We start from the raw sequence: 26031 nt of genomic DNA, 5'->3' as shown, positions 1-26031 counted from the left end.
ATGGGATGAAATATGAGCGGGAAAGAACTCAGATACGGCTTCACCACAGGTGCCTGTGCTGCTGCCGCCGTTAAAGGCGCCTCCCAGATGCTGCGCGACCAGACCCTGGTCGACGAGGTACAGCTGACGCTGCCTTGCGGCAAGGGGGCGCGGTTCCGCATCGAGGGCGGCGTACTGCACGAAAATACTGCTTCCTGCTATGTCACCAAGGATGCCGGCGACGATCCGGACGTGACTAACGGCGCGCAGATCCACGTCACCGCGCGGGTCGACATGTTCACCAAGAACCGCATCGTGATCGAGGGAGGCGCCGGCATAGGCAAGGTGACCAAGCCGGGGCTGGCGGTTCCGGTGGGCGAGTGGGCCATCAACCCCGTCCCGCGCAGCATGATCCTCGAGGTGGTGAAGGAAGTCTTCGCCCTCCGTTGCGTACCGGCCACCCTCACCTTCACCATCAGCATCCCCAACGGGGAGGAACTGGCCAAGAAAACGCTGAACGAACGGCTGGGGATCGTCGGCGGGCTCTCCATCCTGGGGACTTCCGGGATCGTGAAGCCGATATCCACCAGGGCATGGACCGATACCGTGGACACCTCCATCGATGTTGCGCTCGCCTGCGGCTCCCGCACCGTGGTTCTCTCCACGGGACGCAGTTCGGAGATGGCGGTGCAGCGGGTTCTCAAGCTGACCGATGAATCCTTCGTGATGATGGGTGACCATTTCGGGTACTCGCTGCAGAGCTGCGCCAGGAAAGGTGTCCCCGAGGTGGTCGTGGCGGGGCAGTTCGCCAAGCTGGTGAAGATCGCCTGCGGCCACGAGCAGACCCACGTCACTTCCTCCGAACTGGACATGGTGACGGTGGCCTCCTGGCTCAGGGAGAACCCGGGGACCGCGCAGCTGGAAAAGCTGGCGCGGGAAGCGAACACGGCGCGTCACCTTTTGGAGGCTTCCGGCTTCGACAAGGCGCTGATCAAGCTGGTCTGCGGCAAGGTGGCAGAGGTCTGCGCCGAACTGGCGCCCTGGCTGAAGGTGCGGGTGTTCCTGGCCGGGTACCAGGGGGAGATGCTTTACTTCGACAGGTAACCGGTTCCCTCTCCCTGTGGGAGAGAGTGCCCGAAGGGCGGGTGAGGGGGGGCCGTAATCTCGGCATCGCCTATCGCAGCGCCCTCACCCCTGCCCCTCTCCCGGGGGGAGAGGGGAGATGGACCTCTTAGTCGGAAGATTAGCTGATCGAAGGCTTTTTGACATTGTGATGAGAAAGGAGGGGGGCATGGCGGAACAAAAGATCTATTTGGTCGGCGCCGGCATCGAGGGATGGGAGGGGTTCGGCAAACAGGCACTCGAGGTGATCGACAGCGCCGAGGTCCTGGTCGGCCACAAGCGTCTGCTGGACATCTTCCCCGACTTCAAAGGGGAGAAGCGCCTCCTCGAAGACCTCTCCATCATGCTGGAGTACCTGAAGAACACGGAGAAGAAAACCGTGGTCCTCGGCTCCGGCGACCCCAACTTCTTCGGTGTCGCCCGGTTCCTGATCAGGAACCTCCCCAAAGAGCGCATCGAGATCTTTCCCAACGTCACCAGCGTGCAGTACGCCTTCGCCCGGATCAAGGAGCCCTGGGATGACGCCACCTTCGTGTCCGTGCACGGCAGGGGGATCAAGCCGGCCCTTGACCGCATCGTAGCCTCCGAGAAGATCGCCATCCTCACCGACAGCGTGAACACCCCCGCGGTCATGGCCAGGGAGCTCATCCACCGCGGCGCCGAGGGGTACGAGGCCTGGGTCTGCGAGGACCTGGGGCTTCCCACCGAGAAGTTCACCAAGACCGATGTCCGGGGCCTGGTCGACTTCAAGTGCTCGCCGCTCAACATCCTGATCCTGATCAAGACCTGGGAGCCGAACCTCGAGAACTATCCGGTAATCGGCATCCGCGACGACGAGTTCGCCACCGCGAAGAAGCTGATCACCAAGGAAGAGGTGCGCGCCATCACCCTGGGCAAGCTGCAACTGCAGGATGACCTGGTGATGTGGGATATCGGCGCCGGCAGCGGCTCGGTTTCCATCGAGGCGGGGAACCTGATGCCCAACGGGCGCATCCTCGCCCTGGAGAAGAACCCGCAGTACCTCACCTACCTCAAGGAAAACCTGAAGAAGTTCGTGGCCCGCAACGTCACCGTGATCGAGGCCTTCGCCCCCGAGGGGCTGGAAGACCTGCCCGATCCCGACCGCGTCTTCATCGGCGGCTCCGGCGGCATGCTGGAGGAGATCATCGAGGCGGTCGACAAGCGCCTCAAACCCGACGGCTTCATCGTCCTCAACGCGGTCACCCTGGATACCCTGACCAAGTCTGTGGAATTCCTGGAGGATCACGGCTACACCGTCGAGGTCACCTGCGTCAACATCTCCAAGACCCGCAGCCTCACCGACTACAAGATGTTTGCAGCTCACAACCCGGTGTACGTCATCTCCGCCTGGAAAGGGGAGGAGTAGTGGCGGTTGTCTACGCGGTAGGTGTGGGGCCGGGCGACCCGGAGCTGTTGACCAGGAAGGCGGAGCGGATCTTGAGGAGCGTGGACGTGATCTGCGCCCCCACCGGTGCGGCCGAGGGGGGAAGCTATGCCCTCTCCATCGTCGAGGAGTTCATCGACCGCAGCCGCCAGGAGGTGCTGGTTCAACTGTTCCCCATGGTGAAAGACCAGCAGGGGCTGGACCCGTTCTGGGAGGAGGCCGCCGACCAGGTGGCGCAGCGGATTGCCGCCGGCAAGGACGTCGCCTTCGTCACCATCGGCGACCCGTTTCTCTACTCGACCTACCTCTACATCCACAGGATCTTCCTCGCCAAGTATCCCGAGATAAAGATAGAAGTGGTGCCCGGCATTTCCAGCATCCTGGCATCCTCGGCCATCTCCGGTCTGCCGCTTGGCCTTGGGGCAGAGCGCATCGCGATCCTCCCCGCCACCTATGAGAAGGACGAGCTGAAACGCACCCTGGAGGAGTTCGACACCGTGGTGCTCATGAAGGTTAACCGGGTGTTCGATTCCGTCTATGCGGCGCTCAAGGAGCTGGGGCGGGAAAAGGGGGGCGTCTTCGTGCGCCGGGTCGGTTCCGCCGAAGAAGAGGTGCATCACGACCTGGAGGCCCTGGTGGGGCAGAAGCTCGATTACCTCTCCATGCTGATCGTCAGGAAGAACCCGCTGTAGCCAAAGGCCGTTCTGGTTTTATTCCTTCAACGCAAAGGCGCGGAGGCACAGAGGTGCAAGGGTAAAGCGTGAGGGATGTGCCTGCCTTTCCCCGTTTCCGTTTTTTCTTAGCGTCTCCGCGGCTTGGCGTCTTTGCGTTAATGCTTTTTTTAAAGGTGTTTCCATGTCCCATGAGAACATAGTCCATTTTGTCGGCGCCGGTCCCGGCGACGTCGAGCTGATCACCGTGAAGGGGGCGCGCCTTCTGGGCGAGGCGGATGTTGTCGTCTATGCCGGCAGCCTCGTCGATCGCGAACTGGTGCTCACCTACGCGCCCGATGCCCGCGTCTACGATTCGGCGGGGATGGACCTCGAGCAGACCACCAAGGTCCTGGCCGAGGCGGTGCTGGCTGGGGAGCTGGTGGTGCGGTTGCACACCGGTGATCCTTCCGTCTACGGCGCCATTCAGGAGCAGATGGAAGAGCTGGACAAACTCGGCATCGGTTACGAGGTCGTGCCGGGCGTCACCAGCGCTTTCGCCGCCGCGGCCACCCTCAAGCAGGAGTTGACCCTCCCCGAGGTGTCGCAGACCGTGGTGATCACGCGCCTGGCCGGGAGGACCCCCGTACCCGAGCGGGAGCAGTTGGGCAACATCGCGCAGATCGGCGCCACCCTGGTGATCTACCTTTCCATCTCCATGATCGAGAAGGTGGTGGAGGAACTTCTCTCCGGTGCCTACACGGAGGATACCCCCGTCGCCGTGGTGGCCAAGGCTTCCTGGGCCGACGAGCAGGTGCTTACCGGGACGCTGGCGGATATCGCTGCCAAGGTAAGAGACGCCGGCATCGGCAAACAGGCGCTCATCGTGGTGGGGGACGTGCTGCGGGCGCGCAGCGAAGGGATGAAGGCGAAGTCCCTGCTCTACGACAAGGGGTTCAGCCACGGCTGCCGGGAAGGGATCTTGGCTTAGACCTGTTCTACGTTTCTACGTTAAACCCGTGAAACCGTCCGCATCTGTAGGGGCGAATAATCATTCGCCCTGCAAAGTAGCCACCCGGGAACCTTAGATCGCGGGCAGCGGCATCGGTGGCGGCGACCGCGGCTGGGCGAATATTTATTCGCCCCTACACCGGCATCCCCACCGTCGGGAGGCGACATCCCACCGTCGGGAGGCGACATCCCACCGTCGGGAAGCGGCATCCCACCGTCGGGAAGCGGCATCCCCACCGTCCGGGAAGCGGCATCCCCACCGTCCGGGAAGCGGCATCCCCACCGTCCGGGAAGCGACGTCCCAACCGTCATGACGGGGACGACAATAGACTTTATGCGTGTTGCCATCATCGCCATAACCGCTAACGGCGCCAAGCTGGGTGCGACGCTCAAGCGCGGACTGCAGCAGGGCACGCTCTTTGTCCTGGAGAAGCACGCCGCGGCCGACGCGGTCCCGTTCTCGGAACGGCTGCCGGCGCTGATGGCCAGGCTGTGGCCTGATTTCGACGGCTTCGTCTGCATCATGGCCACCGGCATCGTGGTTCGCTCCATCGCAGCGCTGCTGCAGGGCAAAGACCAGGACCCTGCTGTCGTGGTGGTGGACGATGCCGGGCGCTTCGCCATTTCCCTCCTTTCCGGCCATCTTGGCGGCGCCAACGCGCTTGCCGCACGATGTGCCGACCTTGCCGGCGCCACGGCTGTGATCACCACCGCGACGGACGTCAACGACCTCCCTTCTTTCGACATGCTGGCCCGTGACAACGGCTGGCGCATCGAGGACCTGTCCCGGGTCAAGGTACTGAACGCGCTGCTCCTGGAGGGGAGGACGATCGCGGTCGTCGATCCGACCGGGAAGGTGGCGGAGTACTGCGGCGGAAAGGGAAATCTCCTTTTCTTGGAAGATTTGGAGCAGGCGGCCCAAAGCGGCGCAAGCGGCGTGGTCCTGGTGACCAACAGGCTGCTGTCGTCCGGAGTCGACCTCGAACGGACCCTGGTGCTGCGCCCGGTCGACCTCTGCCTCGGCGTCGGCTGCAACCGGGGGACCACGGCCGAGGAGATCGAGGCGGTGGTGGCGCGGCACCTGGCGCAACTCTCCCTCTCCGAACGGAGCATCAAGTGCCTGGCGAGTGCCCAGGCCAAGGGTGATGAAGTGGGGCTGCTCGCCTACGCGGACGGGAAGGCTGTTCCGCTGGTTTTCTTCAGCAGCGACGAGCTGAACGGCGTCGCGGTTCCTTCGCCCCCCTCCGAGCATGCCTTTCATGCCATCGGCGCCCGCGGTGTCGCCGAGCCGGCGGCGCTGCTGGCGTCCAACGGGGGGAGGCTGCTCCTCAACAAGGTGAAGGACGGCAACGTAACTTTGGCTGTCGCACAGCTTTCCGTAACGTAAAACGCTCCGTCCCACGCTCCTCTCCCCGGAGGGGCGGCAGACGGTCGGGGTGATGCGCTGCAGGCAATGCCCGAAACGGCAATCAAGAGATAGAGGTCCACGTTTAATGTCCAAGCTTTACGTAGTAGGAATCGGCCCCGGCGGGCTGAACCACATGACCTTCGAGGCGCGACAGGCCATCGAGGATGCCGACGTCATCGTCGGCTACCAGGCCTACCTTGACTTCATACAGCCGCTCCTTGCCGGCAAGCTCCTGTACTCTTCCGGGATGATGCGCGAGGTGGAGCGCTGCTCCCAGGCCCTCGCCGTCGCCGCCTCGGGTAAGACGGTGGCACTTGTTTCCAGCGGCGACGCAGGGATCTACGGCATGGCCGGACTTGCCCTGGAACTGGCCGACGAGCCGGACGCGCCCTCCGGTGTCGAGGTCGTCGTGGTGCCCGGTGTCTCGGCGGTGCAGGCCGCGGCCTCGGTGCTCGGCGCGCCGCTCATGCACGACTTCGCCGTCATATCCCTCTCCGATTTGCTGACCCCGCTGGAGAAGATCCGTCAACGGCTCAGGGCTGCCGCCGAGGCGGATTTCGTGGTGGCGCTGTACAACCCGCGCAGCAAGGGGCGCACCACCCAGATCGAGGAGGCGGCCGCCATCCTGATCGCGGCGCGCGGCTCGCAGGTACCGGTCGGCATCGTCCGCAACGCCTGCCGGGACGGCGAGGAGCGCATCATCACCACGCTGGGGGAGATGCTGAATCACCCCATCGACATGTTCTCTATCGTCATCATCGGCAACGCCTCGACCCGTCTCTGCAAGGACGGCAGGATCGTCACCCCGCGCGGCTACGCTACCCGCGGCGAAAGTCAGAACCCCAACCGCAGGAAGCGGAGCGCCGGCATGGACACCGCTGCGCCGGGCGCGGACCCGCACGCGGTGATGTTCTGCGGCACCGGGTCCGACGTGGGGAAATCGGTGCTGACAGCCGGTTTCTGCCGCATCCTCAAGCGCCACGGCCTCTCGGTCGCTCCCTTCAAGTCCCAGAACATGGCGCTCAACTCGGCGGTGACCCCCGAGGGGGGCGAGATCGGGCGCGCCCAGGGCGTGCAGGCCGAGGCTTGCGGCATCCCGCCCCACACCGACATGAACCCGATCCTTTTGAAGCCCAACTCGGACACCGGCAGCCAGGTGATCGTGCAGGGCAAGGTGGTGCGCAACATGGGGGTGAAGGAGTACAACGCCTTCAAGCCCGAGGCCTTCCTGAAGGTAAAGGAGAGTTTCCAGCGACTGCGCGAGCGCTACTCCTTCATCGTCATGGAGGGGGCGGGGAGCATCGCCGAGATCAACCTGCGCGAACACGACATCGCCAACCTGAAGGTGGCTGCCATGGCGGGCGCTCCCGCGATCCTGGTGGCAGACATCGACCGGGGCGGCGTCTTCGCCCAGATAGTGGGAACCCTGGAACTGCTCACGCCGGAAGAGAAGGCGCTGGTGAAGGGGGTCATCATCAACAAGTTCCGCGGCGACGCCTCCCTGCTCGCCTCCGGGATCGAGTACGTGGAAAACCGAACCGGCGTCCCGGTCCTGGGGGTGCTCCCCTGGTTCAAGGGGCTCGCCCTCCCCGAAGAGGACAGCGTCGCCCTGCAGAAGAAACCGGCCGTGCCCAAGGAGCCCCAGTCGGGAGAGAGGCTGCGCGTGGGCGTGGTGCGCCTGCCGCGGATCTCCAACTACACCGACTTTGCGGTGCTGGAGGCGGAGCCGGATGTCGATCTGTACTACATCCATTCGCCCTGGCTGGTGGAGACCATGGACCTCGTGATCATCCCGGGGACCAAGTCCACCATCGCCGACCTCGTCTCGATTAGGGAGCAGGGGATTGCCGATGCCCTCAGCCGCTTCCAGGGGGCGGTGGTCGGCATCTGTGGCGGTTACCAGATGCTCGGTGTTACCGTGAACGACCCGGACCGGGTCGAGACCAGCCTGGAAAGCGCGCAAGGGCTGGGACTGCTGGACGTGGTGACCACGATGCTGAAGGAGAAGCAGACGCACCAGGCCCAAGGGGAGCTGCTGCCGGCAGGGGAGGGGGTGGCGCCGGGATGCAGCCCCGCAATCGCAGGTTACGAGATACACATGGGCGAAAGCGTGCTCGGCAGCGGCGCGAGCCCCTTCGCGCGGATCTGCAGCCGTTCCGGGAGCGACACCGACCTGGAGGAAGGCGCAGTCTCCGCCGACGGCAGGGTTTTCGGCACCTACCTGCACGGGATCTTCGACAACCACGGCTTCCGCACCGCCTTCCTGAACCGCCTCAGGCGTCGGAAGGGGATCCCGGAGCAAGCGGAAGCTGCGCTTGCACCGGACCCGTTCGATGAACTCGCGGCGCACATGGAAAAGCACCTCGACCTGGAGCGGATCTTCCAGATCTGCGGCATCTCGCCCCTCCGGGTTCACCCTCCCCAAACCTTCCCCCCCGGGAGAGGGAGCCATGCAGCGTCGCCTGCTCAAGAGAATGACCGGGAGCCGAACCTCCTCCCCCCGGAGGGTCGGGACGGGGGCTCTGAAACCACTGTCGCGTGATGATGTCCATTGACGCCCATATCGCCGTAGTGCTCGGCGCCGTGCTGCTGGACCTGGTTCTCGGCGACCCGCGCGCTTTGCCTCACCCGGTGGTCGGTATCGGGGAGCTGATTTCCGCGCTCGAAGGGCCGCTGCGCCGCATGGTCCCGAACGTCCGCCTGGCGGGTGTTCTGCTGCTGGTTATCACCGTCGGCGTCAGTTACGCGCTGGCCGCGTCGTTCGTCTATGCGGCGTACCTGCTCGCTCCCGCCGCGGGTTTCGTCGTCTCCCTCTACCTCGCCTGGGTTTCGCTGGCAGCTCGTTCGCTGCACCTGGAGTCCGCCAAGGTGGTGCAGGCGCTGCAAAGTGACGTCCCCGCCGCCAGACTGGCGCTGTCGTACATCGTGGGGCGCGAGACCGCGGAGCTGGACGAGCCCGAGATCATCCGGGGAGCGGTGGAGACCGTTGCGGAAAACACCGGCGACGGAGTCATCGCGCCGCTGTTCTACCTGCTGCTGGGCGGCCCCGCGCTGGCCATCGCCTACAAGGCGGTTAACACGCTGGACTCCATGGTGGGGTACAAGAACGAACGCTTTATCGAGTTCGGCTGGGCCTCGGCGCGCTTCGACGATCTGGCCAACTACGTGCCTGCGCGTCTGACCGGACTGCTCATGGTGCTGGCGGCTCCGCTGTGCGGTTTGAACGGCGGCGGCGCCTGGCGGATCCTGCGCAGAGACGGCAGGAACCACTCCTCGCCCAACAGCGGCTTCCCCGAGGCGGCGGCCGCCGGTGCCCTCGGCGTCAGGCTGGGCGGCGCGAACCGCTACTTCGGCAAGATCATCGAGAAGCCGACCATCGGCGACCCGCTGCTGCCGCTCTCCCGGGAGAGCTACGCCGGGGTGGTGCGGCTCATGTACGGCAGCGAGGCGCTGCTGGTGGCCGGATGGCTTGCGGCGCTGGCGCTGGTGGGGGTTATTTAACAACATGGCGGGGCGAATAATCATTCGCCCCGATTTCTGCAAGACATTCGCCGCTCTTGCCGCGGCATCAAATAGGGCAGGCGCGGTTGGGCAAATGATCATTGGCCCCTACAGGCGGTGTTCGCACCCCCTCTCTTGATGGGAGAGGGTAGCATCAGCCTGCTTGAGTACAGATCTGGATATCTATAGGTGTCCCACCGGGCCGCCTGCGGGCGGAAAAGGTAAGCTATGGCAATCGCACACGAACATGGAGGCAACGTCTTCGCCGTGGCCAGGAACCTCGGGCTGGCGCCGGAGCGGATCATCGACTTCTCCGCCAGCATAAATCCGCTGGGGATGGCGCCGGGGGTGCGCGAGGCGCTGACGGCGAGCCTGGACCGCCTGCTCCATTACCCGGACAAGGGAGCCGCCGAGCTGAAACAGGCGCTGGCCGCCTACCACGGTGTCGAACCGTCCCAAATCGCCGTAGCAAACGGCTCCACGGAGCTGATACACCTGCTGCCGCGCACTTTCCAGGGGAAGAAGGCCTTGGTCGTGGCGCCCGCATTCGCGGAGTACGCCCTGGCCCTGGAGCGGGCCGGGTGGCAGATCGAGTATTTCACCCTGTCCCCCGCGGACGACTTCGCCCTCGATGTGGCAGCCCTGGCGCAAAGAGTTGCCGACGGCTACGACATGCTCTTTCTTTGCAACCCGGGCAACCCCGCAGGAAACCTGCAGCCGCTGCGTGAAATCGCCGGGGTCGTCGACCTCTGCCGGGAGAGCGGAACCTTCCTGGTGCTGGACGAGGCCTTCATCGATTTCTGCGAGGAGGAGTCGGCGAAGCATCTGGTAGTGCGGAACCCGCGGGCGGTCCTGCTCCGCTCCATGACCAAGTTCTTCGGTATTCCCGGCTTGCGCCTGGGCTACGCCATCGCCGCTGCCGAGACGGTTGCGGAAATCGCGGCCCAGCAGGATCCCTGGAGCGTCAATACGGCGGCCCAGGTGGCCGGCATCGCCTCTCTGGCGGATCAGGATTACTGCCGCCGCACCAGGAGCTACGTCGATGAGGAGCGTGCACGACTGGCCGCCGCCCTCGCGGACGTGCCCGGTCTGAAAGTCTTCCCGGGGCGGGCCAATTATCTGCTGGTCCGGATACTGCGGGCGGGGGTGAGCGCGGGACAGTTGCGCGAGGCGTTGCTTGCCAAGGGAATGATGATCAGGGACTGCAGCAATTTCCAGGGTCTGGACGCCAGCTTCTTCAGGGTCGCGGTACGGCTCGAGGAAGAAAATGACCTGCTGCTCCGAGGATTGGCGACGGAGTTGGCCTAGGGGGCGAGAAAACTTCCCTCACCCGCCCTGCGGGCACCCTCTCCCGGAGGGAGAGGGGAGTAGCGGGAGATCATAGCTGATCGGGTTTACTGATGGCCTGGCACACGATCCCGGGAGTTCCGGAAAGAACAAAAAAAGAGGCCAGCCGGTTGCCCGGTTGGCCTTGTCAGTTCCTGCATTACACCATGTTGTTCCGTCGGCCTTGCGGTCGCCGCAACTAGCTGTTGGAGAGCGAGTAGAAGTCCTTGCGGCACAGCCTGATACGCTTGATCTCTTCGTTGCAGACGTAGCGGACTATGGCGTCGCGATCCCTCTCGTTGATGTGCATGAAGCGCAGGCCCGCGTTGTGGATCACCCCGTTGCCGCTCGCGATCTTGTCGACGTGCATAACCTGGGCAACCACCGGCACCACTTTCGGCTCGGGCAGCGGCAGATGGAAGGTGGCATAGACGATGTCGTCCCGCGTCATCGCCATCTCGGTCTCGGTGCGCAACCCCCCGCCGCTGATGTTGACGATCCTCGGCAGGCTGCTCTGTGTGGCCACCCGCAGACCGGCGGTGCCGCTTTCCTCAGCGGTGCCGGCGGTAACGTTGAACAGGATCACCGGGATGTCGGTTCCGAGGCGGAAGTATTCCCTCTGGTCCTCGGGGGTCACCCGGTCGGTGAAGGCCACCCGAAGGTCCTCCTCGCCGTGGTCGTCCAGCACCACCCCTTTGCAGCGATAGCTGTTGCCGCCCATGCCGACCCGGACCACCAGCGGTGCTTCGCGCCGCAGCAGCACACCCTCGGGGAGTTTCTCACGGGACAGCCTCAGACGCACCTCGGTATCGTTTATCTCGGTGACTACCGCGCCGTCATTGAAAACCGTATCCCCCGATAATGCCACTTCGACCCGCGCCTTCTGGCCCGGTTGGAAGTAGTCCTTATAGTTGTAGGTTCCGTTTTGCATGTGACGCCGCCCACCAAATGAAATAACAACAAAGGTACAGCTGCTTACAGCCTGCAATACAAACGCCAACGGTGCCCCGAGTGCCGGCGGTGCGGGCAACTAACTGATCTAGCGAAGTTGACGTGTTCGACTCTTCTAATCATGCAGCGGGTTCTGTCCGCCAAAGGCCGGAAATGCTGGGCCATATCACCGGAAGCGTTGGAATATTAACGCAAAGTGTCTTTTAATTACAATATTTTTCTTGACATCAAGGCCATGCTGGCTATCCTAAAACGAAATCATTTCTATTTAGAGGCGGGTATGGACCAGCGTCACGCAACAGCCTTGAAAGCCGCCGGCATGAAGGCGACGCCCAAGAGGCTGGCAATTCTCGAGATGCTCGAGGCGGAGCCGGGATACGCGAGCCCCGAGGAACTCTGGAAGAGGTTGAAGGACCGTTTCGACCGGCTGGGCCTTCCGACGGTGTACCGCAACCTTGAGGAACTCTCCGAAAGCGGCGTGCTCTCCAAGGTCATCCATCCGAACCGCCAGCTCTACTATTACTTCTGCAGCAACCGCGAGCACCATCACCACTTCGTCTGCCTTTCCTGCCGCAAGGTCGAGGATATCCCCTCCTGTGGCATCGAGGCGCTGGAGCATGAGGTGTCCAAGCGCAACGGTGGGAAGGTGCTCTCGCACATCCTGCAGTTGAACGGACTGTGCGGCGGTTGTGCCGACAACGAGGAAAAACGATGAAATGGCTGATGGCCTTACTTCTGGCGCTGCTCCTGGCTGTGCCGGGATGCAGCAGGGAAAAGCAGCAAACGGACGGCAAACTCCAGGTGGTGACCACCCTGTTCCCGCTCTACGACTTCGCCAGGACCATCGGCGGCGATAAGGCTCGGGTGAGCCTGCTGCTTCCTCCCGGCGTCGAGCCGCACTCCTTCGAGCCGCGTCCTGAAGATGTGGTTCGGGTGAACCGCGCCGACCTCTTCGTCTATACCAATGCGGTCATGGAGCCCTGGGGCGCCAACATCATCTCCGGTCTCGACCGGGGCAAGGTGGAGGTGGTCGAGGGGGGGAAGGGGATACCGCTGGTGCAGGGGCCGGTCTCGGACCAGCATCGCGGGGAGCACGACGCCCATGAAGGGAAGGGGGGCGACCCGCACATCTGGCTGGACTTCGACAACGCCCGCGCCATCGCCAAAAACATCCTGACAGCCTACGTCGCCCGCGATCCGGCCAACAAGGCTTATTACGAGCAGAACGCGGCGAAGCTGGACGGGCAACTGGCCGTACTGGACCAGCGTTTCAAGGAGACCCTGGCCCAATGCCCGAAGAAGGTGCTGCTGCATGGCGGGCACTACGCCTTCGGGTATCTCGCCAGGCGCTACGGCCTCAAATACATCTCCGCCTCGGCGGTGAACGCCGATGCCGAGCCCACCCCGGCCAAGCTGGCCGAACTGGTGCAGGTGATGCGCCGCGAGCACCTGAACTACGTCTATACCGAGGAGCTGCTGAGCCCCCGCATTGCCGAGACCATCGCCCGGGAGACGGGCGCCAAGGTGCTCCCGCTGCGGGCCGGGCACAACGTCACCAGGGACGAACTGCAGCGCGGTGTCAGCTTCATCTCCCTCATGGAAGAAAATCTCCAAAACCTGAAGACGGGACTGCAATGAAAGACAAGGCTCTCAGCGTCCGCAACCTCTGCGCCGGCTACCACGGCACCGAGGTGCTGCAGGACATAAGCTTCAGCGTGAACGCCGGCGACTACGTCGGGATCTGCGGCCCCAACGGCTCGGGCAAGAGCACCATGGTCAAGATCATCCTGTCGCTTCTGGCTCCGACCTCGGGAGAGGTGTCCCTGCTGGGGAGCCCGCAGGCATCCTTCCACGACTGGCATCGGATCGGTTACCTGCCGCAGGGGCTGCAGTTCTTCAACCCGAACTTTCCAGCCACGGTCGACGAGGTGGTCCGCCTGGGGCGGCTCTCCGCCAAGAAGTTCCCCAGGCGCTTCACCCGGGAGGATGCCCTGGCCGTTGAGCGGACCATGGAATGGATGGGGATCTCCCACATCAGGGGGGCCATGATCGGCGAACTATCCGGGGGGCTGCGCCAGCGGGTGCTCCTGGCCCGTGCGCTGGTGAACGAACCGGCACTGCTGGTGATGGACGAGCCGACCACCGCGCTCGACCCGGAGACCAGGGAGAGTTTCTACAAGCTGATCTTCGAGATGAACCGGGAGAGAAACTGCACCGTGCTCCTGGTCACCCACGACACGGCCACCATAGGGAAGTACGCCTCGCACCTGCTGTACCTGGACAAGAAGGTGATCTTCTACGGCAGTTTCGACGATTTCTGCAGTTCCCCCGAGATGACCGGTTTCTTCGGGGAGCACGGCCAGCACCTGGTCTGCCACCGGCATTGAGTCGCGGCATCCTGGCCGGCACCGTTGGGCGAATGATTATTCGCCCCTACGCGTGGACGCTGCCTTGGTACAACAACGAATCGCGGCATCCTGGCCGGCACCGTTGGGCGAATGATTATTCGCCCCTACACGTGGACGCTGCCTTGGCACAACAACGAATCGCGGCTTTTTGGCCGGCACCGTTGGGCGAATGGTTATTCGCCCCTACGCGTGGACGCTGCCTTGGTACAACAACGAATCGCGGCTTTTTGGCCGGCACCGTTGGGCGAATGATTATTCGCCCCTACATGTGGACGCTGCCTTGGCACAATAACGAATCGCGGCATCCTGGCCGGTACCGTCGGGCGAATGGTTATTCGCCCGTGCCGTGCGGGCCTCCGCTTCATAAAAACGGCTTTCCTGTAGGGGCGAATAATCATTCGCCCCGATTCTGAGGTTTTGAAATGAATCTGAACGAGATGCTCAGCTACGGCTTCATGCAGAGGGCGCTCATCGGCGGGTCGCTGATCGCCATCCTTTGCTCGGTGCTCGGGGTGTTCCTCGTGCTGCGCAGGCTCTCGCTGATCGGCGACGGCCTCGCCCACGTAACCTTCGGCAGCGTCGCCCTGGCCCTCTTTTTCCGGCTGCACTCGGTCTACATGACCCTCTCCATCATCCCGGTGGTGCTCGCCTCGGCCCTGGGGATCCTGAAGCTCTCCCAGAAGGCGCGGATCTACGGCGACGCCGCCATCGGCATGGTCTCCGCCATCGGCATCGCGACGGGGGTGCTGCTCGCCAGCGTCGCCGGCGGCTTCAACATCGACCTTTTCAGCTACCTCTTCGGCAACATCCTTTCCATCAGCTCCAGCGAACTGGGCATTGCAGCGGTCCTGTTCTGCATCGTCATCGCCGGCGTGGTCATGTTCTACAACGAGCTCTTCGCCAGCACCTTCGACGAGGAACTGGCCAAGAGTTCCGGGCTCAACACGGACCGCATCAACACGGTGCTGGTGCTGCTCACCGCCCTGACCGTGGTGCTCGCCATGAAGGTGGTGGGCATCATGCTGATCTCGGCGCTCCTCATCCTGCCGGCGGTTTCCGCCCTGCAGATCGCCAAGGGGTTCAAGACCGCCATCGTTTCGGCGGCGGGAATCGGCGTCGCTACCGTCGTCTGCGGCATATCCCTCTCCTTCGTAATGAACCTCCCCACCGGCGCAACAATCGTGCTGATCAACTTCGCGGTCTTTCTCTGCGCCTTCGCCGCCCGGAGCCTGCTGCGTCACCCCTGAACCTTGCGCCAATTTTTTGATTGTTCCGGTTAACTTTCCGGGAGCACCGCCGATAAGCACAATGGGCGGGCATTCCGCCAGTACGCAACGAGGCGGCCGGGATGATAGAGGCAAAGGGATGGGTAACCGCTAAGGTCGGGGAGAGGTACACCGGCCACAACCGGGTGCTGGGCGTGATCGCCTCGCTCCTGGTCGGGCTGGTGCTGCTCGACGTCTACCTGGTTCCCCTGCAATCCCCCTGGGGGATGTACGTCGTGCTCGCCTCCTTGGCCCTTGGGGGCTTCCTCCTGCCCACACGGCTGCTGCTGCCCGACGGCCAGCTCAAGGCGTCTTTGGAACTGGTGCTCCTTTTGATCTACCTGGTCGCCGTCTGCTGGTTCACCGGCAGGACCGACAGCCCGTTCGTGTCGGCCATCTACCTGGTCCTGATGGCCACCTCGCTCACGCTGGGGAGGCGCATCACCTACCTCATGGCGGGGCTCGCCGTCGCCTCCTATTCGTTGCTCGCCACGGGCGAGTCCCCCCCGCTTTGGAGCCAGATACCCGGTTACCTGATCCATGTCTTCCCCTTCATCCTGATCGCCCATGTGGGTGCCATCCTTGCCGGAGAGACCGAGGCCGCCCGCGCCGAGGTGGAGCGCCTCTCGCTCACCGACGACCTCACCGAGCTCAACAACATGCGCAGTTTCGAGGCCCTCGCCCTGCAGCAGGAGAAGGTCGCGCGCCGGTACCAGGCCCCCTTCGCCATCTGCATGCTGGACGCCGACAACCTGAAGCAGATCAACGACCGCTACGGCCACCTGGCGGGGACGGAACTGATCAAGTGGACCGCCCGGGTGATCAGGTCGAACATCCGGGAGAGCGACATCGCGGCACGCTTTGGCGGGGACGAGTTCATCATCATGTACACCGACCACGACAAGGAGCAGATCCGCCCTGCGGTGGAACGGATCGTCCGCGCCATGAGTTCCTGCCCCTTCAGCTACGACGGCGACCTGATCGAATGCACCTTGTCGGCCGGCATCGCCTCCTTCCCCTGGGACGGGGACGACCTAAAGAGCGTGGTGAAGCAGGCGGACCTGGCCATGTACCGCAGCAAGCGGCTAGGGAAGAACCGGGTGTCACTGGCGGAGTCGGAGCGGGATCAGGGGGCGGAACGGGAGAAACTACAGGTAGGGGGAGAAAAGCTTCGCGGCCGCGTCCCGCAGCTTGACGGGGAGCGAACGGGCGTCCATCTCGGCAAGCGTGAGCTCCCGCGATAGCGCGAGGGTGGCATGGCAGTGGTCCTCGAGCCGGGCGGCGAAGTCAAGGTCGTACACCTCGAGGTTGAACTCGAAGTTGAGCCTGAGGCTTCTGGGGTCGAGGTTGGCGCTGCCGATCAGGCTCCAGCTCCGGTCCACCACCATGAACTTGGTGTGCGCGAAGGGGGCGGGCTGGGCGTAGATGCGCACCCCCTGCTGCAGGAGCTCCCACAGGTACGAGTTGCTGGCCCACTGCAGGAAGGGGAGGTTGTTGAGCTCGGGGAGCACCAGGGTGATCTCGACGCCGCGCAGGGCCGCGGTGATCAGGGCCGAGATCAGCGGGCGGTCCGGTATGAAGTAGGGGGTCACGATGGTGACCGTGCGCCTGGCGCAGGAGAGCGCTCCCAGGATGATCCAGTTCAGCTTCCTGAAGTCCTTGTCCGGTCCGTCGCTCACTGCCCGCACCAGGGCCGTCCCCGTTTCCGCGATCTCCGGGAAGTAGCGCGCGTCGGTCAGCTGTTTTCCCTTGGCGAAGTGCCAGTCCTCAAGGAAGGTGCGCTGCAGGTCGGCCACCACGGGACCGGTAACCTGGAAATGCAGGTCCTTCACCACGGGGGGGGGACCGGCAACCATGTGCCTGCCGCCGATGTTCATCCCGCCGGTAAAGCCGGTCCTGCCGTCGACCACCATGATCTTGCGGTGGTTGCGCAGGTTCAGGTATCCCCCAGGTCTCAGGGGGAGGAATCTCATGAACTCCACCTTTGACCCCTTCAAGAGCTCCCATGCTGTGGGAACCGAGTATTTCTCCCCCAGGCTGTCCACGATGACCCGCACCTCCACCCCGCGGTTCGCCGCGCGCGTCAGGGACCTGATGAAGCGCTTCCCGGTCTCGTCTCCGTCGAAGATGTAGGTGGAAAGATGCACCGAGGATTGTGCCGCGTCGATGGCGGCGAGCATGGCGGGATACGCCTCCTCGCCGTTTTCCAGCGGCACCAGGTGGTTTCCCGGCAGCAGCCTCGTGCTCACCACGCGCTCGGAAAGGTTGCGCAATTCCCTGAGGTAGGCCAGTTCTCCGGGAAGCCTGGTGGGGGGGCGGTCCGCCGCCTGGGGGAGGATCGGGGCCGGGCCGGCTTCCATGTGCCAGCGCTTGGCGCGGCTGTAGATCCGGTTCACCCCCATGCCCCAGTAGAAGATGGGGCCGAAGAACGGGATGGCGAGGCAGGTGAGGATCCACCCCAGGGCCGAGCGGGGGTCGCGCTTGTTGATCAGCGCGTGCCCGGCGGAGAGGACGGCCAGCGAGACCAAGGAGACCAAAAGGAGTGTGGTGAAGATGTGGTCCAGCACGTGTGCCATAAGGATGAGCCTGTCGTCAGCAAAGCATCCGGCGCAAAGCCGTCATATCATGCAAAAAGAGGGCGGCATGGCTGCCGCCCCCGGTGGAATCTGGCAACTGCTGCGGCATGCAGGGATCAAAGCAGCGTGAAGGGCTTGGCCCTCTTGGTCCAGTCGCTGTCCGGGTACTCTTTGGAGAGCTGCTGGTAGATCTCCTTCAGCGCCGCGGGGTCGTGGCTCGAACTGAAGCGCGCCACGCCGCGCAGGTACACCGCCTCCGGTGCCGCCGCGCATTTGGGGCAGCCGTTCAAGAGAGTGCTGAACTGGATCACCGCCTCGTTGAACTGCCCGTCGTCCAAGCACGCCTTCCCCATCCCCAAGAGCACCGATCCGATCATCTCGTCGGGGGGAAGAAAGCCCACGGTGCGCTGGTGTTCACGCCCGTAGAGGTCGAGCGTGATCAGCGTCGGGGTCCAGGAGATGCGGAAGTCGCCGGTCTGGGTGTTGGAGGAGACCGGGATCCTGACCGGGACCACGTGGTCCGCGATGAAGTTCACGACCGCGTCATCGGCGAAGGTGACCTCTTCCATCTGCTTGCAGCCGATACATTGCGGGCTGAAGAATTCCAGCAGAACGGTCTTCTGTTCTGCTTTGGCCCGAGCCAGCGCTTTGCCCATGTCCGTTTCCCAAGGTATCATGGTAAACCCTCCTCCCGGTTATCATTAAACCCACGCTAAAGGGTAGCCCCTGTATTTCCGGTGTCAAGTCCCCTAACCGCTTGCAGTTTTGGGCGAAATGCATATAATGAATCCGGCCTCGCCCAGACACTCACGCCTGAAAGGAAGTACTTTGTCCAGCAAAAACCCGCGCCGCGCCGCTTTCGATATACTGCTTCGGATCGAAAAAGAGAAGTCCTTCGCAGACATCCTGATTGACCACGAACTGTCCAAGGACATGATCAAGGGGGCCGACCGCGGCCTTCTCACCGAACTGGTGTACGGCGTGCTGCGCCGGCAGGGAACCCTGGATCACATCATCGGGCAGTTCTCCAAGCAAAGAACCGACAAGCTCGAGCTCTACGTGCTGCTGCTTTTGCGCCTGGGGCTGTACCAGAGCTTCTTCCTGGACCGCGTCCCGGTGTCGGCCGCGGTGAACGAGACCGTGAAGCTCGCCAAGGAACTCGCGCCTCGGGCCTCGGGTTTCATCAACGCCATCCTGAGGAACGCGGACAGAAACCGCGACAACATCCGCTATCCGGACCGCGCCGAGAACCCGGTGGGCTACCTGGCGGTCCGCTACTCCCATCCCGCCTGGCTCACCGGGCAGTGGTGCGACCAGTTGGGCGTGGACGGTGCCGAGGAACTCGCCGCCGCCATGTCGGAGCCCCCCCCCTTCACCATCAGGACCAACACCCTGCGCGTCTCCCGCGAGGCGCTCATGGCCCGCCTGGCCGAGGAGGGGATCAACTGCAGCGAGACCCGATGGTCGCCCGACGGCATCAGGCTGAACCAGTCCGGGCTGATCTCGCGGCTACCCTCCTTCCGGGACGGGCTTTTCACCGTCCAGGACGAGTCCTCGCAACTGGCGCCGCTGTTCCTGGCGCCGGAAAAGGGTGACCGGGTGCTGGACGCCTGCGCGGCCCCCGGCGGCAAGACCACTCAGATCGCCCAGCTCATGGCGGACACCGGCGAGATCTACGCCTGCGACGTCAACCACAAGAAGCTCAGGCTGATCAAGGAGACCTGCGACCGGCTGGGGATCACGTCGGTGCGCACCTTCACCATGGACGCCACCGCGCCGTCCCCCGCGATCAAGGAGGTCACCTTCCAGAGGATCCTGGTGGACGCCCCCTGCTCGGGGCTGGGGGTGATCCGGCGCAACCCCGAAGGGAAATGGAGCAAGTCCCCGGAAGACCTGCTGCCGCAGGCCCGCACCCAGATCACCATCCTGGAGAACCTCTGCAAGTACCTGGAGAAGGAAGGGACGCTCGTCTACGCCACCTGTTCCACCAGCGTCCAGGAGAACGAGTACGTGATCGATACCTTCCTGCGCGAGCACCCCGAGTTCGTCGCCGAGGACCTGCGCACGCTCTTCCCCGAGTTCGCGCCGCTGTTCACCGAGCGCGGCTTCTTCAGGAGCTGGCCGCACCGCGACGGCATGGACGGCTTCTTCGCCGCCCGTCTCAAGAAAACGAGGTAGGAGAACCTATGAAAAAGATCGCACCATCCATACTTTCCGCCGATTTCGCACGTCTGGGCGAGGAGATCAAGGCCATCGAGACGGCAGGCGCCGACTACGTCCACATCGACGTGATGGACGGCCAGTTCGTCCCCAACATCACCATCGGCCCGCTCATCGTCGAGGCCGCGCGCCGGGTGACCACGCTGCCGCTCGACGTGCACCTGATGATCGTCGAACCGGACCGCTACATCCCCGATTTCGCCAAGGCGGGGAGCGACATCATCGTGGTGCATGCGGAGGCGACCAACCACCTGCACCGCACCATCCAGCTGATCAAGTCCTTCGGCAAGAAGGCGGGGGTCTCGCTCAACCCCGCGACCCCGCTGAACGTGCTCGACTACGTCATGGAGGAGCTGGACCTGATTCTCCTGATGACGGTGAACCCCGGCTTCGGCGGCCAGTCCTTCATCGAGGCCTGCATACCGAAGATCCAGGCGCTGCGCGCCACCATGGACCGCAGGGGGATCGAGGCGGAGCTCGAGGTGGACGGCGGGGTCAAGACCGACAACATCGCCCGCATCGCACACGCCGGCGCCGACGTCTTCGTGGCCGGCAGCGCCGTCTTCAACTCGCCGGACTACGCGGCCACCATCTCCGAACTGAAGAGGCGGGCCAAGGAGCCGGTGCTCTGATAGCGGAGAACGGGCAGGAACGGCCGGGGTCGCCGGCCGCGATCAGGGAAAGGCTGAAGGCCTCCCTTGCCGCACGCCGGCGCGCCGCCATGGAGGCGGGACCCGTTCCCGCCGCCGTCCTGCTCCCCCTGTTCCTGAAGGACGGGGAATACCACATCCTCTTCACCAAGAGGACCACCCACCTCACCCACCACAGCGGCGAGATCTCCTTCCCGGGGGGACGCTGCGAGCCAAGCGACCGGGACAGCGCCGACACCGCCACCCGCGAGGCCTGGGAGGAGGTCGGCATCGACCCCGCCGATGTCGAGATCCTCGGGGAACTGGATGATTGCCACTCCATCCACAACTACCTGGTCACCCCCGTGGTCGGCATCTTCCCGGAAAACTACCCCCTCACCGTCAACGACGCGGAGATCGAGCGGCTCATCGAGGTGCCGCTGGCGCACTTCTCCAAGTCCGGGGTCTACCGCGTTGAATACTGGGACCACAAGGGGTTCAAGAACTACCCGATGTACTTCTACCTCTACGGCGACGACGAGATATGGGGGCTTACCGCGCGCATACTGAAGAACTTCCTGGACGTGTTGTGGGGAGTGGAGCAGGCGGGTGAGGAGTCGGAGCAGTTCTAGCGGGCTTTGGCGAGCAGGATCCTCTTCAGGTCGATGGCGAGGCGCGTGCGCTCCTTATCCAGCACGAAGCCCCGCTTGAGCACCCCCTCCTCGATCCCTTTCATGTGCAGCGCCCCCCAGGGCACCACGACGCTATCGTAGCGCTCCAGCACCCGGTCCAGGTAGCCGAGCAGCACCTGGTTGCGGCGGGTCAGGATGTCGTCCATGATCACCGCGTACATCTCCGGGGTGACGTTTTTCTCGGCCCAGCGGTTCAGGTTGGCGGCCGCGTCGACCATGGAGGGGGCCCTGCGCAGCTCTTTCCCGACATGGTCCAAAAAGAGCAGGGTCTCGGGGCGGAACGTGCTCAGGTCGGTGTCCGCGACCAGCACGTCCGGCTGGTTTGCCGCCCGTTTGGGCGCATCCAGCGATTTCTCGTCGATCACGTTTCCGTCAAAGAGGAGCTTCTCCTGCGAGGCGAGCCCGAGAAAACTCGCCACCTCCCGGTAATCGAAGTGGTTCCGCAGCACCTGTTTCCTGTCGGTCACCCCTTCCGCCAGCACCACGGTCCGCCCCTTCATCGCAACCCGCGCCACGTCCTCGTAGTACCCTTTTTCCCCGACATGCACCATTCCGGTGAGCCGCAGCGTCTTGCTGCCGCGGCGGTACACCCGCTCGGTCAGGTAGAGCCCGCGCGGCGACACCCTGATGAAGCCCGCCGTGTTGTTGAGCGCCCAGGCGTCCGCGAGGAACAGGGTGAACGTCGCCAGCAGCACGGGGAGAAGGACCAGGTTGACGGCCGTGAAGGCCAGCGTGTTCTTCGCCTCGAAGAAAGGGCCCTCGAAGCGCCAGGGGGGGAGCGTAAGCCCCGGGGCCTTGCCGTCGCGGTAGCGCGAGATCAAAAGCGGCGGGACGCCAAGCTGCAGCGCCGCCATGGCGATGGCGAAGAACTTGGAGTCTCCCAGCGCCGGGAAGAGCCAGGCGGCCAGCGGGCAGCCGAACAGGAACGCGATCAGCGGAAGAAAGAGCTTCTTGGGGAGGCGCCGGTCGATCCCCAGTGAGAAGTAGAGGGGGATAGCGAGAAGCAGGACCGAGTTGGCGACCTGCATCCTGAACATGGTGAGCGGTGCCACCGGGGCGACCAGCGCGGAGAGCTCGTCCAGTACCGAGAGGAAACCGTCGGCGAAGAACAGGATCAGAAAGAGGTTGGCGAAGTTTCTCATGGTTTCCCGGGGTTATGGTGTGGCGTGGCAGCAGGCCCGTCCCAGCGGGCAGCCGTCGCAGCAAGGTTTCTTGCGGCAGTGGCGCTTGCACTGTTCCACGATCAGCGCGTGGTACTCGTTGAACAGGGGGACCTCGTGGGGCAGGTGCTCCATGAAGAGCGAGCGCACCCGGTGGTAGTCATCCCTGTCGCTGACGATTCCCAGCCTGGAAAAGAGGCGGCGGGTGTAGGCGTCGACGACGAAGGACGGCTTTCCTCCGGCGTAGAGGAGGATGGAGTCGCAGGTCTCCGGGCCGATGCCGGGTACCCCGATCAGCTCGTCGCGCAGTTGCCGCCAGTCACCGGCGAACATCGCCTCCAGGCTCCCGTGCCGCTCGAAAAGCCACTGCACGAACCCTTTCAGCCGCACGCTCTTCACGTTGAAAAAGCCGGAGGGGCGAACCAGCTCGGCGAGCCGCTCCCGGTGTACCTCCCGGATCGCCTCCGCCGAGAGGAGCCCCTCCCGTTTCAAGTTCGCTATCGCCTTTTCTACGTTGAGCCAGTTGGTGTTCTGGGTGAGGATGGCACCGACGCAGACCTCGAAGGGGGTGTCCGCGGGCCACCAGTTGAGGGCCCCGTAGCGCCGGTACATCGCGTCGTAAATGTACAGAAGGCGGGTCTGTGTTTCGCTCGCTGCCACGGTGGTATCTCTGGTGCTGCTGCCTGCCGTTAGGGGGCGCTGCTGAGGTCCTGCGCCTCGGTTGCGTCATCTTCCAGGTATTCCCTGGAGTACCTGACGTAGTTCCCGGCAGAGCGTCCCAGCCAGGCGATCTCATTCTCGGTGAGGTCCCGCTTGTACTTCGCGGGTGCCCCGACCCAGAGGGTGCCGGGGGGGATCACGGTCCCTTCGGTGACCAGGGCGCGGGCGCCGACCAGGGCCCCCTTGCCGACCACCGCCTTGTCCATGATCATGGCCTGCATGCCGATGAAGGCGCCATCCTCGATGGTGCAGCCGTGCAGGGTGACGCTGTGCCCAACGGTGACGTCGTTGCCGATGACCAGCGGCGCGCCCGGGTCCTCGGCGTGTTTTTTGTGGGTCACGTGCAGCATGGAGAGGTCCTGGATGTTGGTGCGGTCCCCGATGCTGATCGAGTTCACGTCACCGCGCACCACGCAGTTGTACCAGATGCTCGCTTCCTTGCCGATAGTGACGTCGCCGATAACGACGGCCCCCTCCGCGATGAAGGCGGACGGGTCTATCTTCGGCTGCATCCCTTTGAAAGGGCGGATCATATCCTTCTCCTCTGTGCACTCCCTTTCCCTCGGGGGGAGTGTTTCGTCTACTTTCCCTCTCCCTCTGGAGAGGGGCGGGGTGAGGGGATCTGTTTCCTGTTTTCGTCTTGGAGGCCGGGCGTCGCCCTCACCCCCAACCCTCTCCCGGAGGGCGAGGGAAGCATCGGGCGAGGGGGGCAAGTTAGTCCCGCGGGATGGCCAGCATGCGGTCCAGGGCGCGCTTGGCGGGGATGCGGACCTCTTCCGGGACCTTGACCACGGGGGTCATGCTGACCAGCGCCTCGTGCACGTCTTCGAGCGAGGTGAGCTTCATGTTGGGACAGATGAGAGCCGGCGAGGCGAGGATGAACTCCTTCTCCGGGTTCTCGCGCTTGAGCCGCCACAGGATGCCGGCCTCGGTGCCGATGATGAAGCGCTTGGCGCTGCTTTTCTTGCAGTAGTCGTACATGCCGGTGGTCGAGCAGACGTGGTCGGCGAGCGCCACGACGGCCGGGTTGCACTCCGGGTGACAGACGAAGGGCGCGCCGGGGTTCTGCGCCTTCAGCTCCTTGACCACCTCGGGGCGAAGCCTCTCGTGGGTGGGGCAGTACCCTTCCCAGAGGTGGAATTTCTTGTCGGTGAAGCGGGCCACGTAGCTCCCCAGGTTCTTGTCCGGGGCGAAGATGATCTCCTTTTCGCTCATGGACTGGACCACCTTGAGGGCATTGGCGGAGGTGCAGCAGATGTCGCTCTCGGCCTTGACCGCGGCGGAGGAATTCACGTAGGTCACCACCGGCACGCCGGGGAGCGTGGCCTTCAGTTTCTTCAGCTCCTCGGCCGACACCATGTCGGCCATGGGGCAACCCGCGTCCAGGCGCGGGAGGAGTACGGTCTTTTCCGGTGCCAGTATCGAGGCCGATTCGGCCATGAAATGCACGCCGCAGAAGACGATCACCTCGGCGTCAGTCTTGGCGGCCTCCATGGAAAGGGCCAGCGAGTCTCCCGTTATGTCAGCGATCTCCTGCACTTCGTCGCGCATGTAGTTGTGCGCCAGGAGCACGGCTTTGCGTTCTTTGAGCAGCGATTTAATATCGGACTTTAAAGATGCCTGCGTCATGTTTGTCACCACCAAACTGTCTTTCTCATTTGAAATATATGGTAAACAGGACCGATCTTAGACAATGTTCGGGATCATGTCAAACCAATTAAGGTCCTACCTTTGCAAGCTTGACACCCGTCGGTAAAACCTCTATTATTTTTTGGACTTTTTGTATGACAAACGCGCGTTTGACGCATACCAAGCGAGGTAAATAGTATGTTCGGAATCGGGATGCCTGAACTGGTCATCATTTTGGTCATAGCACTCATCGTCATCGGCCCGCAGAAGCTGCCGGACCTGGCGAAGTCGCTGGGGAAGGGGTTGGCCGAGTTCAAGAAAGCCACCGATGACTTCAAGCAGACCATCGAGGCCGATAGCAGGACCGAAGAGGAGAAGGAGCACCTGGCCAAGCTGGCCGAGGCCAAGAAGAAGGCCGAGGAGGAGAAGGTGCGCGAGGCCGAGGAGCTCAAGGCCAAGGTCGAGGGGACCGCTGCCGCCGAACCGGCACCGGCTGCCGCGGCCACCGCGGAAGCGGAGAAGAAGGCCTAGGGGCCTCACAGACATCCGGACGCGAAAAAGGCGGGGTGACCCGCCTTTTTTCTTACCCCGAAGCCGGAATGCTCCAGCACCCGCCTTGGGCGGGCACAGGTGACGCCATGTTCAACTGGTTCAGGAAGAAGAAAGAGGCGCTGCAGTTCCCGGATAGCGCCGCCGCCTTCGCACACGCCTGCTCCATCGGCTACACGCCGCTCATCGGCGGCCTGGTTCCGGCACTGGTCGAGGAGTCGGGCGGCTTGAACCGGGACGGCGAGCGCACCTTCCTGGTCAGCCTGGCCGCCCCCGAGCGGCCGTTGCAGCTTTGGAGCTGCACCCTGAAGGGTGCGCCAGGATACCCGGAAGAGGGGGAGTTCATCGGCTTCCGGGTGGTCACCATCGCATCCGACCTCCCCGAGCCCGCCAACCTGATCGGCTACATCGCTTGCCGCCTGGAACCGAGACTGGTGCCGGGGAAGGGGTGGGCCGTGGCGCAGAACTACACCCCGGAAAACATCAAGCCCGACTTCCGCCCCATGTAGGTAAAGGCGGGCGAATGATTCTTCGCCCTACACCCTGACAACGTCAACCCCGATTTCTGCCCATGTCTCTATTTCTGAGCCAGCACCAGCTCGGCCGGGACCGGCTCGCTCTCCCAGGTGATCTCCGGGTAGAGGGACTTGTCCAGCTTGAGGTAGGTGCCGTCCACCCCCGTTTCCGCCCACCAGCATTCGTTCCCCTTCACCGGGAGCTTATCGAAAAGGTACAGGTCGTTGTTCTTGTCTCTGGCGAGGAACATGGTGCTCTCCTTTTTCCGTGGCGGCCGCAGCCGCAAACGGGAAGGCCCTCCCGCTTTGGCAGGA

At 63.8% G+C, this 26031-nt stretch carries 26 protein-coding genes; 18 read left to right on the top strand and 8 right to left on the bottom strand.

From position 1 onward, the window contains the following. Positions 1-12 precede the first annotated feature (12 nt). From KP003_RS17080 to cobD, 8 genes are all read left to right on the top strand, one after another. Positions 13-1083, top strand: coding sequence for a cobalt-precorrin-5B (C(1))-methyltransferase (locus KP003_RS17080; RefSeq protein WP_216789291.1), 1071 nt, complete (start codon positions 13-15; stop codon positions 1081-1083). Between the two features lie 187 nt (positions 1084-1270). Then, positions 1271-2488 (top strand): precorrin-6y C5,15-methyltransferase (decarboxylating) subunit CbiE, encoded by a 1218-nt coding sequence (gene cbiE, locus KP003_RS17075; RefSeq protein WP_217299995.1) that lies wholly within the window; start codon positions 1271-1273, stop codon positions 2486-2488. Continuing rightward, positions 2488-3198: a precorrin-2 C(20)-methyltransferase gene (cobI, locus tag KP003_RS17070; protein ID WP_216789289.1), complete on the top strand. Its 711-nt coding sequence runs from the start codon at positions 2488-2490 to the stop codon at positions 3196-3198. The genes cbiE and cobI overlap by 1 nt, the downstream gene beginning before the upstream one ends. A gap of 163 nt (positions 3199-3361) precedes the next feature. Beyond that, on the top strand, positions 3362-4147 hold the full coding sequence (gene cobM, locus KP003_RS17065; protein ID WP_216497591.1) for a precorrin-4 C(11)-methyltransferase: 786 nt from the start codon (positions 3362-3364) through the stop codon (positions 4145-4147). A 354-nt stretch (positions 4148-4501) separates the two neighbouring features. Then, on the top strand, positions 4502-5554 hold the full coding sequence (locus KP003_RS17060) for a cobalt-precorrin 5A hydrolase (protein WP_217299994.1): 1053 nt from the start codon (positions 4502-4504) through the stop codon (positions 5552-5554). Between the two features lie 106 nt (positions 5555-5660). After that, complete coding sequence (locus tag KP003_RS17055) at positions 5661-8117, top strand: cobyric acid synthase (protein ID WP_217299993.1); 2457 nt, start codon at positions 5661-5663, stop codon at positions 8115-8117. Beyond that, positions 8117-9076 (top strand): adenosylcobinamide-phosphate synthase CbiB, encoded by a 960-nt coding sequence (gene cbiB, locus KP003_RS17050; RefSeq protein WP_216792001.1) that lies wholly within the window; start codon positions 8117-8119, stop codon positions 9074-9076. The genes KP003_RS17055 and cbiB overlap by 1 nt, the downstream gene beginning before the upstream one ends. Positions 9077-9304: 228 nt before the next feature. Continuing rightward, positions 9305-10384, top strand: coding sequence for a threonine-phosphate decarboxylase CobD (cobD, locus tag KP003_RS17045; RefSeq protein WP_217299992.1), 1080 nt, complete (start codon positions 9305-9307; stop codon positions 10382-10384). Positions 10385-10601: 217 nt separating this feature from the next. Here the strand turns inward: cobD and KP003_RS17040 are convergent, their stop codons facing one another. Beyond that, positions 10602-11333 carry a PilZ-like domain-containing protein gene (locus KP003_RS17040; protein WP_216497595.1) on the bottom strand — a complete coding sequence of 244 codons (732 nt, stop codon included), beginning with the start codon at positions 11331-11333 and terminating at the stop codon, positions 10602-10604. Between the two features lie 300 nt (positions 11334-11633). Between KP003_RS17040 and KP003_RS17035 the strand changes: the two genes are divergently transcribed. From KP003_RS17035 to KP003_RS17015, 5 genes are all read left to right on the top strand, one after another. Next, the gene (locus KP003_RS17035) at positions 11634-12068 is read left to right on the top strand and encodes a Fur family transcriptional regulator (RefSeq protein WP_216497596.1); all 435 of its coding nucleotides are present in this window, start codon (positions 11634-11636) and stop codon (positions 12066-12068) included. Further along, positions 12065-12991, top strand: coding sequence for a metal ABC transporter substrate-binding protein (locus KP003_RS17030; protein WP_216497597.1), 927 nt, complete (start codon positions 12065-12067; stop codon positions 12989-12991). The genes KP003_RS17035 and KP003_RS17030 overlap by 4 nt, the downstream gene beginning before the upstream one ends. Next, positions 12988-13740, top strand: coding sequence for a metal ABC transporter ATP-binding protein (locus KP003_RS17025; RefSeq protein WP_216497598.1), 753 nt, complete (start codon positions 12988-12990; stop codon positions 13738-13740). The genes KP003_RS17030 and KP003_RS17025 overlap by 4 nt, the downstream gene beginning before the upstream one ends. Before the next feature lie 443 nt (positions 13741-14183). Then, positions 14184-15008: a metal ABC transporter permease gene (locus KP003_RS17020; RefSeq protein ID WP_216497599.1), complete on the top strand. Its 825-nt coding sequence runs from the start codon at positions 14184-14186 to the stop codon at positions 15006-15008. A 101-nt stretch (positions 15009-15109) separates the two neighbouring features. After that, on the top strand, positions 15110-16270 hold the full coding sequence (locus tag KP003_RS17015) for a GGDEF domain-containing protein (protein WP_217299991.1): 1161 nt from the start codon (positions 15110-15112) through the stop codon (positions 16268-16270). Here the strand turns inward: KP003_RS17015 and cls are convergent. Together cls and KP003_RS17005 are read right to left on the bottom strand one after the other, a co-directional pair. Continuing rightward, on the bottom strand, positions 16175-17602 hold the full coding sequence (cls, locus tag KP003_RS17010; protein WP_217299990.1) for a cardiolipin synthase: 1428 nt from the start codon (positions 17600-17602) through the stop codon (positions 16175-16177). The genes KP003_RS17015 and cls overlap by 96 nt on opposite strands. 116 nt (positions 17603-17718) lie before the next feature. After that, positions 17719-18279: a thioredoxin fold domain-containing protein gene (locus KP003_RS17005; protein ID WP_216497602.1), complete on the bottom strand. Its 561-nt coding sequence runs from the start codon at positions 18277-18279 to the stop codon at positions 17719-17721. 151 nt (positions 18280-18430) lie between these two features. Here KP003_RS17005 and rsmB point away from each other — a divergent pair, with 151 nt between their 5' ends. From rsmB to KP003_RS16990, 3 genes are all read left to right on the top strand, one after another. Further along, positions 18431-19780 (top strand): 16S rRNA (cytosine(967)-C(5))-methyltransferase RsmB, encoded by a 1350-nt coding sequence (rsmB, locus tag KP003_RS17000; RefSeq protein WP_216497603.1) that lies wholly within the window; start codon positions 18431-18433, stop codon positions 19778-19780. A gap of 8 nt (positions 19781-19788) precedes the next feature. Next, positions 19789-20454: a ribulose-phosphate 3-epimerase gene (rpe, locus tag KP003_RS16995; RefSeq protein ID WP_216497604.1), complete on the top strand. Its 666-nt coding sequence runs from the start codon at positions 19789-19791 to the stop codon at positions 20452-20454. 89 nt (positions 20455-20543) lie between these two features. Beyond that, positions 20544-21083 (top strand): NUDIX hydrolase, encoded by a 540-nt coding sequence (locus KP003_RS16990; RefSeq protein ID WP_216497605.1) that lies wholly within the window; start codon positions 20544-20546, stop codon positions 21081-21083. On the opposite strand, the gene KP003_RS16985 is transcribed toward KP003_RS16990, so the two are convergent. The 4 genes from KP003_RS16985 to nadA form a co-directional block, all read right to left on the bottom strand. Continuing rightward, positions 21080-22285, bottom strand: coding sequence for a TraB/GumN family protein (locus KP003_RS16985; RefSeq protein ID WP_216497606.1), 1206 nt, complete (start codon positions 22283-22285; stop codon positions 21080-21082). The genes KP003_RS16990 and KP003_RS16985 overlap by 4 nt on opposite strands. 12 nt (positions 22286-22297) lie before the next feature. Continuing rightward, positions 22298-22915, bottom strand: coding sequence for an endonuclease III domain-containing protein (locus KP003_RS16980; protein WP_216497708.1), 618 nt, complete (start codon positions 22913-22915; stop codon positions 22298-22300). 77 nt (positions 22916-22992) lie between these two features. Next, complete coding sequence (locus KP003_RS16975) at positions 22993-23556, bottom strand: gamma carbonic anhydrase family protein (RefSeq protein ID WP_216497607.1); 564 nt, start codon at positions 23554-23556, stop codon at positions 22993-22995. Between the two features lie 181 nt (positions 23557-23737). Further along, positions 23738-24652, bottom strand: coding sequence for a quinolinate synthase NadA (nadA, locus tag KP003_RS16970; protein ID WP_216497608.1), 915 nt, complete (start codon positions 24650-24652; stop codon positions 23738-23740). Positions 24653-24850: 198 nt separating this feature from the next. Here nadA and tatB point away from each other — a divergent pair, with 198 nt between their 5' ends. Both tatB and KP003_RS16960 read left to right on the top strand, forming a co-directional pair. Further along, positions 24851-25183: a Sec-independent protein translocase protein TatB gene (gene tatB / locus KP003_RS16965; RefSeq protein ID WP_216497609.1), complete on the top strand. Its 333-nt coding sequence runs from the start codon at positions 24851-24853 to the stop codon at positions 25181-25183. Positions 25184-25290: 107 nt separating this feature from the next. Next, positions 25291-25710 (top strand): hypothetical protein, encoded by a 420-nt coding sequence (locus tag KP003_RS16960; protein WP_216497610.1) that lies wholly within the window; start codon positions 25291-25293, stop codon positions 25708-25710. A 68-nt stretch (positions 25711-25778) separates the two neighbouring features. Here the strand turns inward: KP003_RS16960 and KP003_RS16955 are convergent, their stop codons facing one another. After that, positions 25779-25967, bottom strand: a complete 189-nt coding sequence (locus KP003_RS16955; RefSeq protein ID WP_199396022.1) for a hypothetical protein — start codon at positions 25965-25967, stop codon at positions 25779-25781. Between the last annotated feature and the right edge of the window lie 64 nt (positions 25968-26031).

The organism is Geomonas diazotrophica (assembly GCF_019063885.1).
Classification (GTDB): Bacteria; Desulfobacterota; Desulfuromonadia; order Geobacterales; family Geobacteraceae; genus Geomonas; species Geomonas diazotrophica.
The sequence above is the reverse complement of the archived record's forward strand: the minus strand, read 5'-3'. Positions and strand labels throughout refer to the sequence as shown.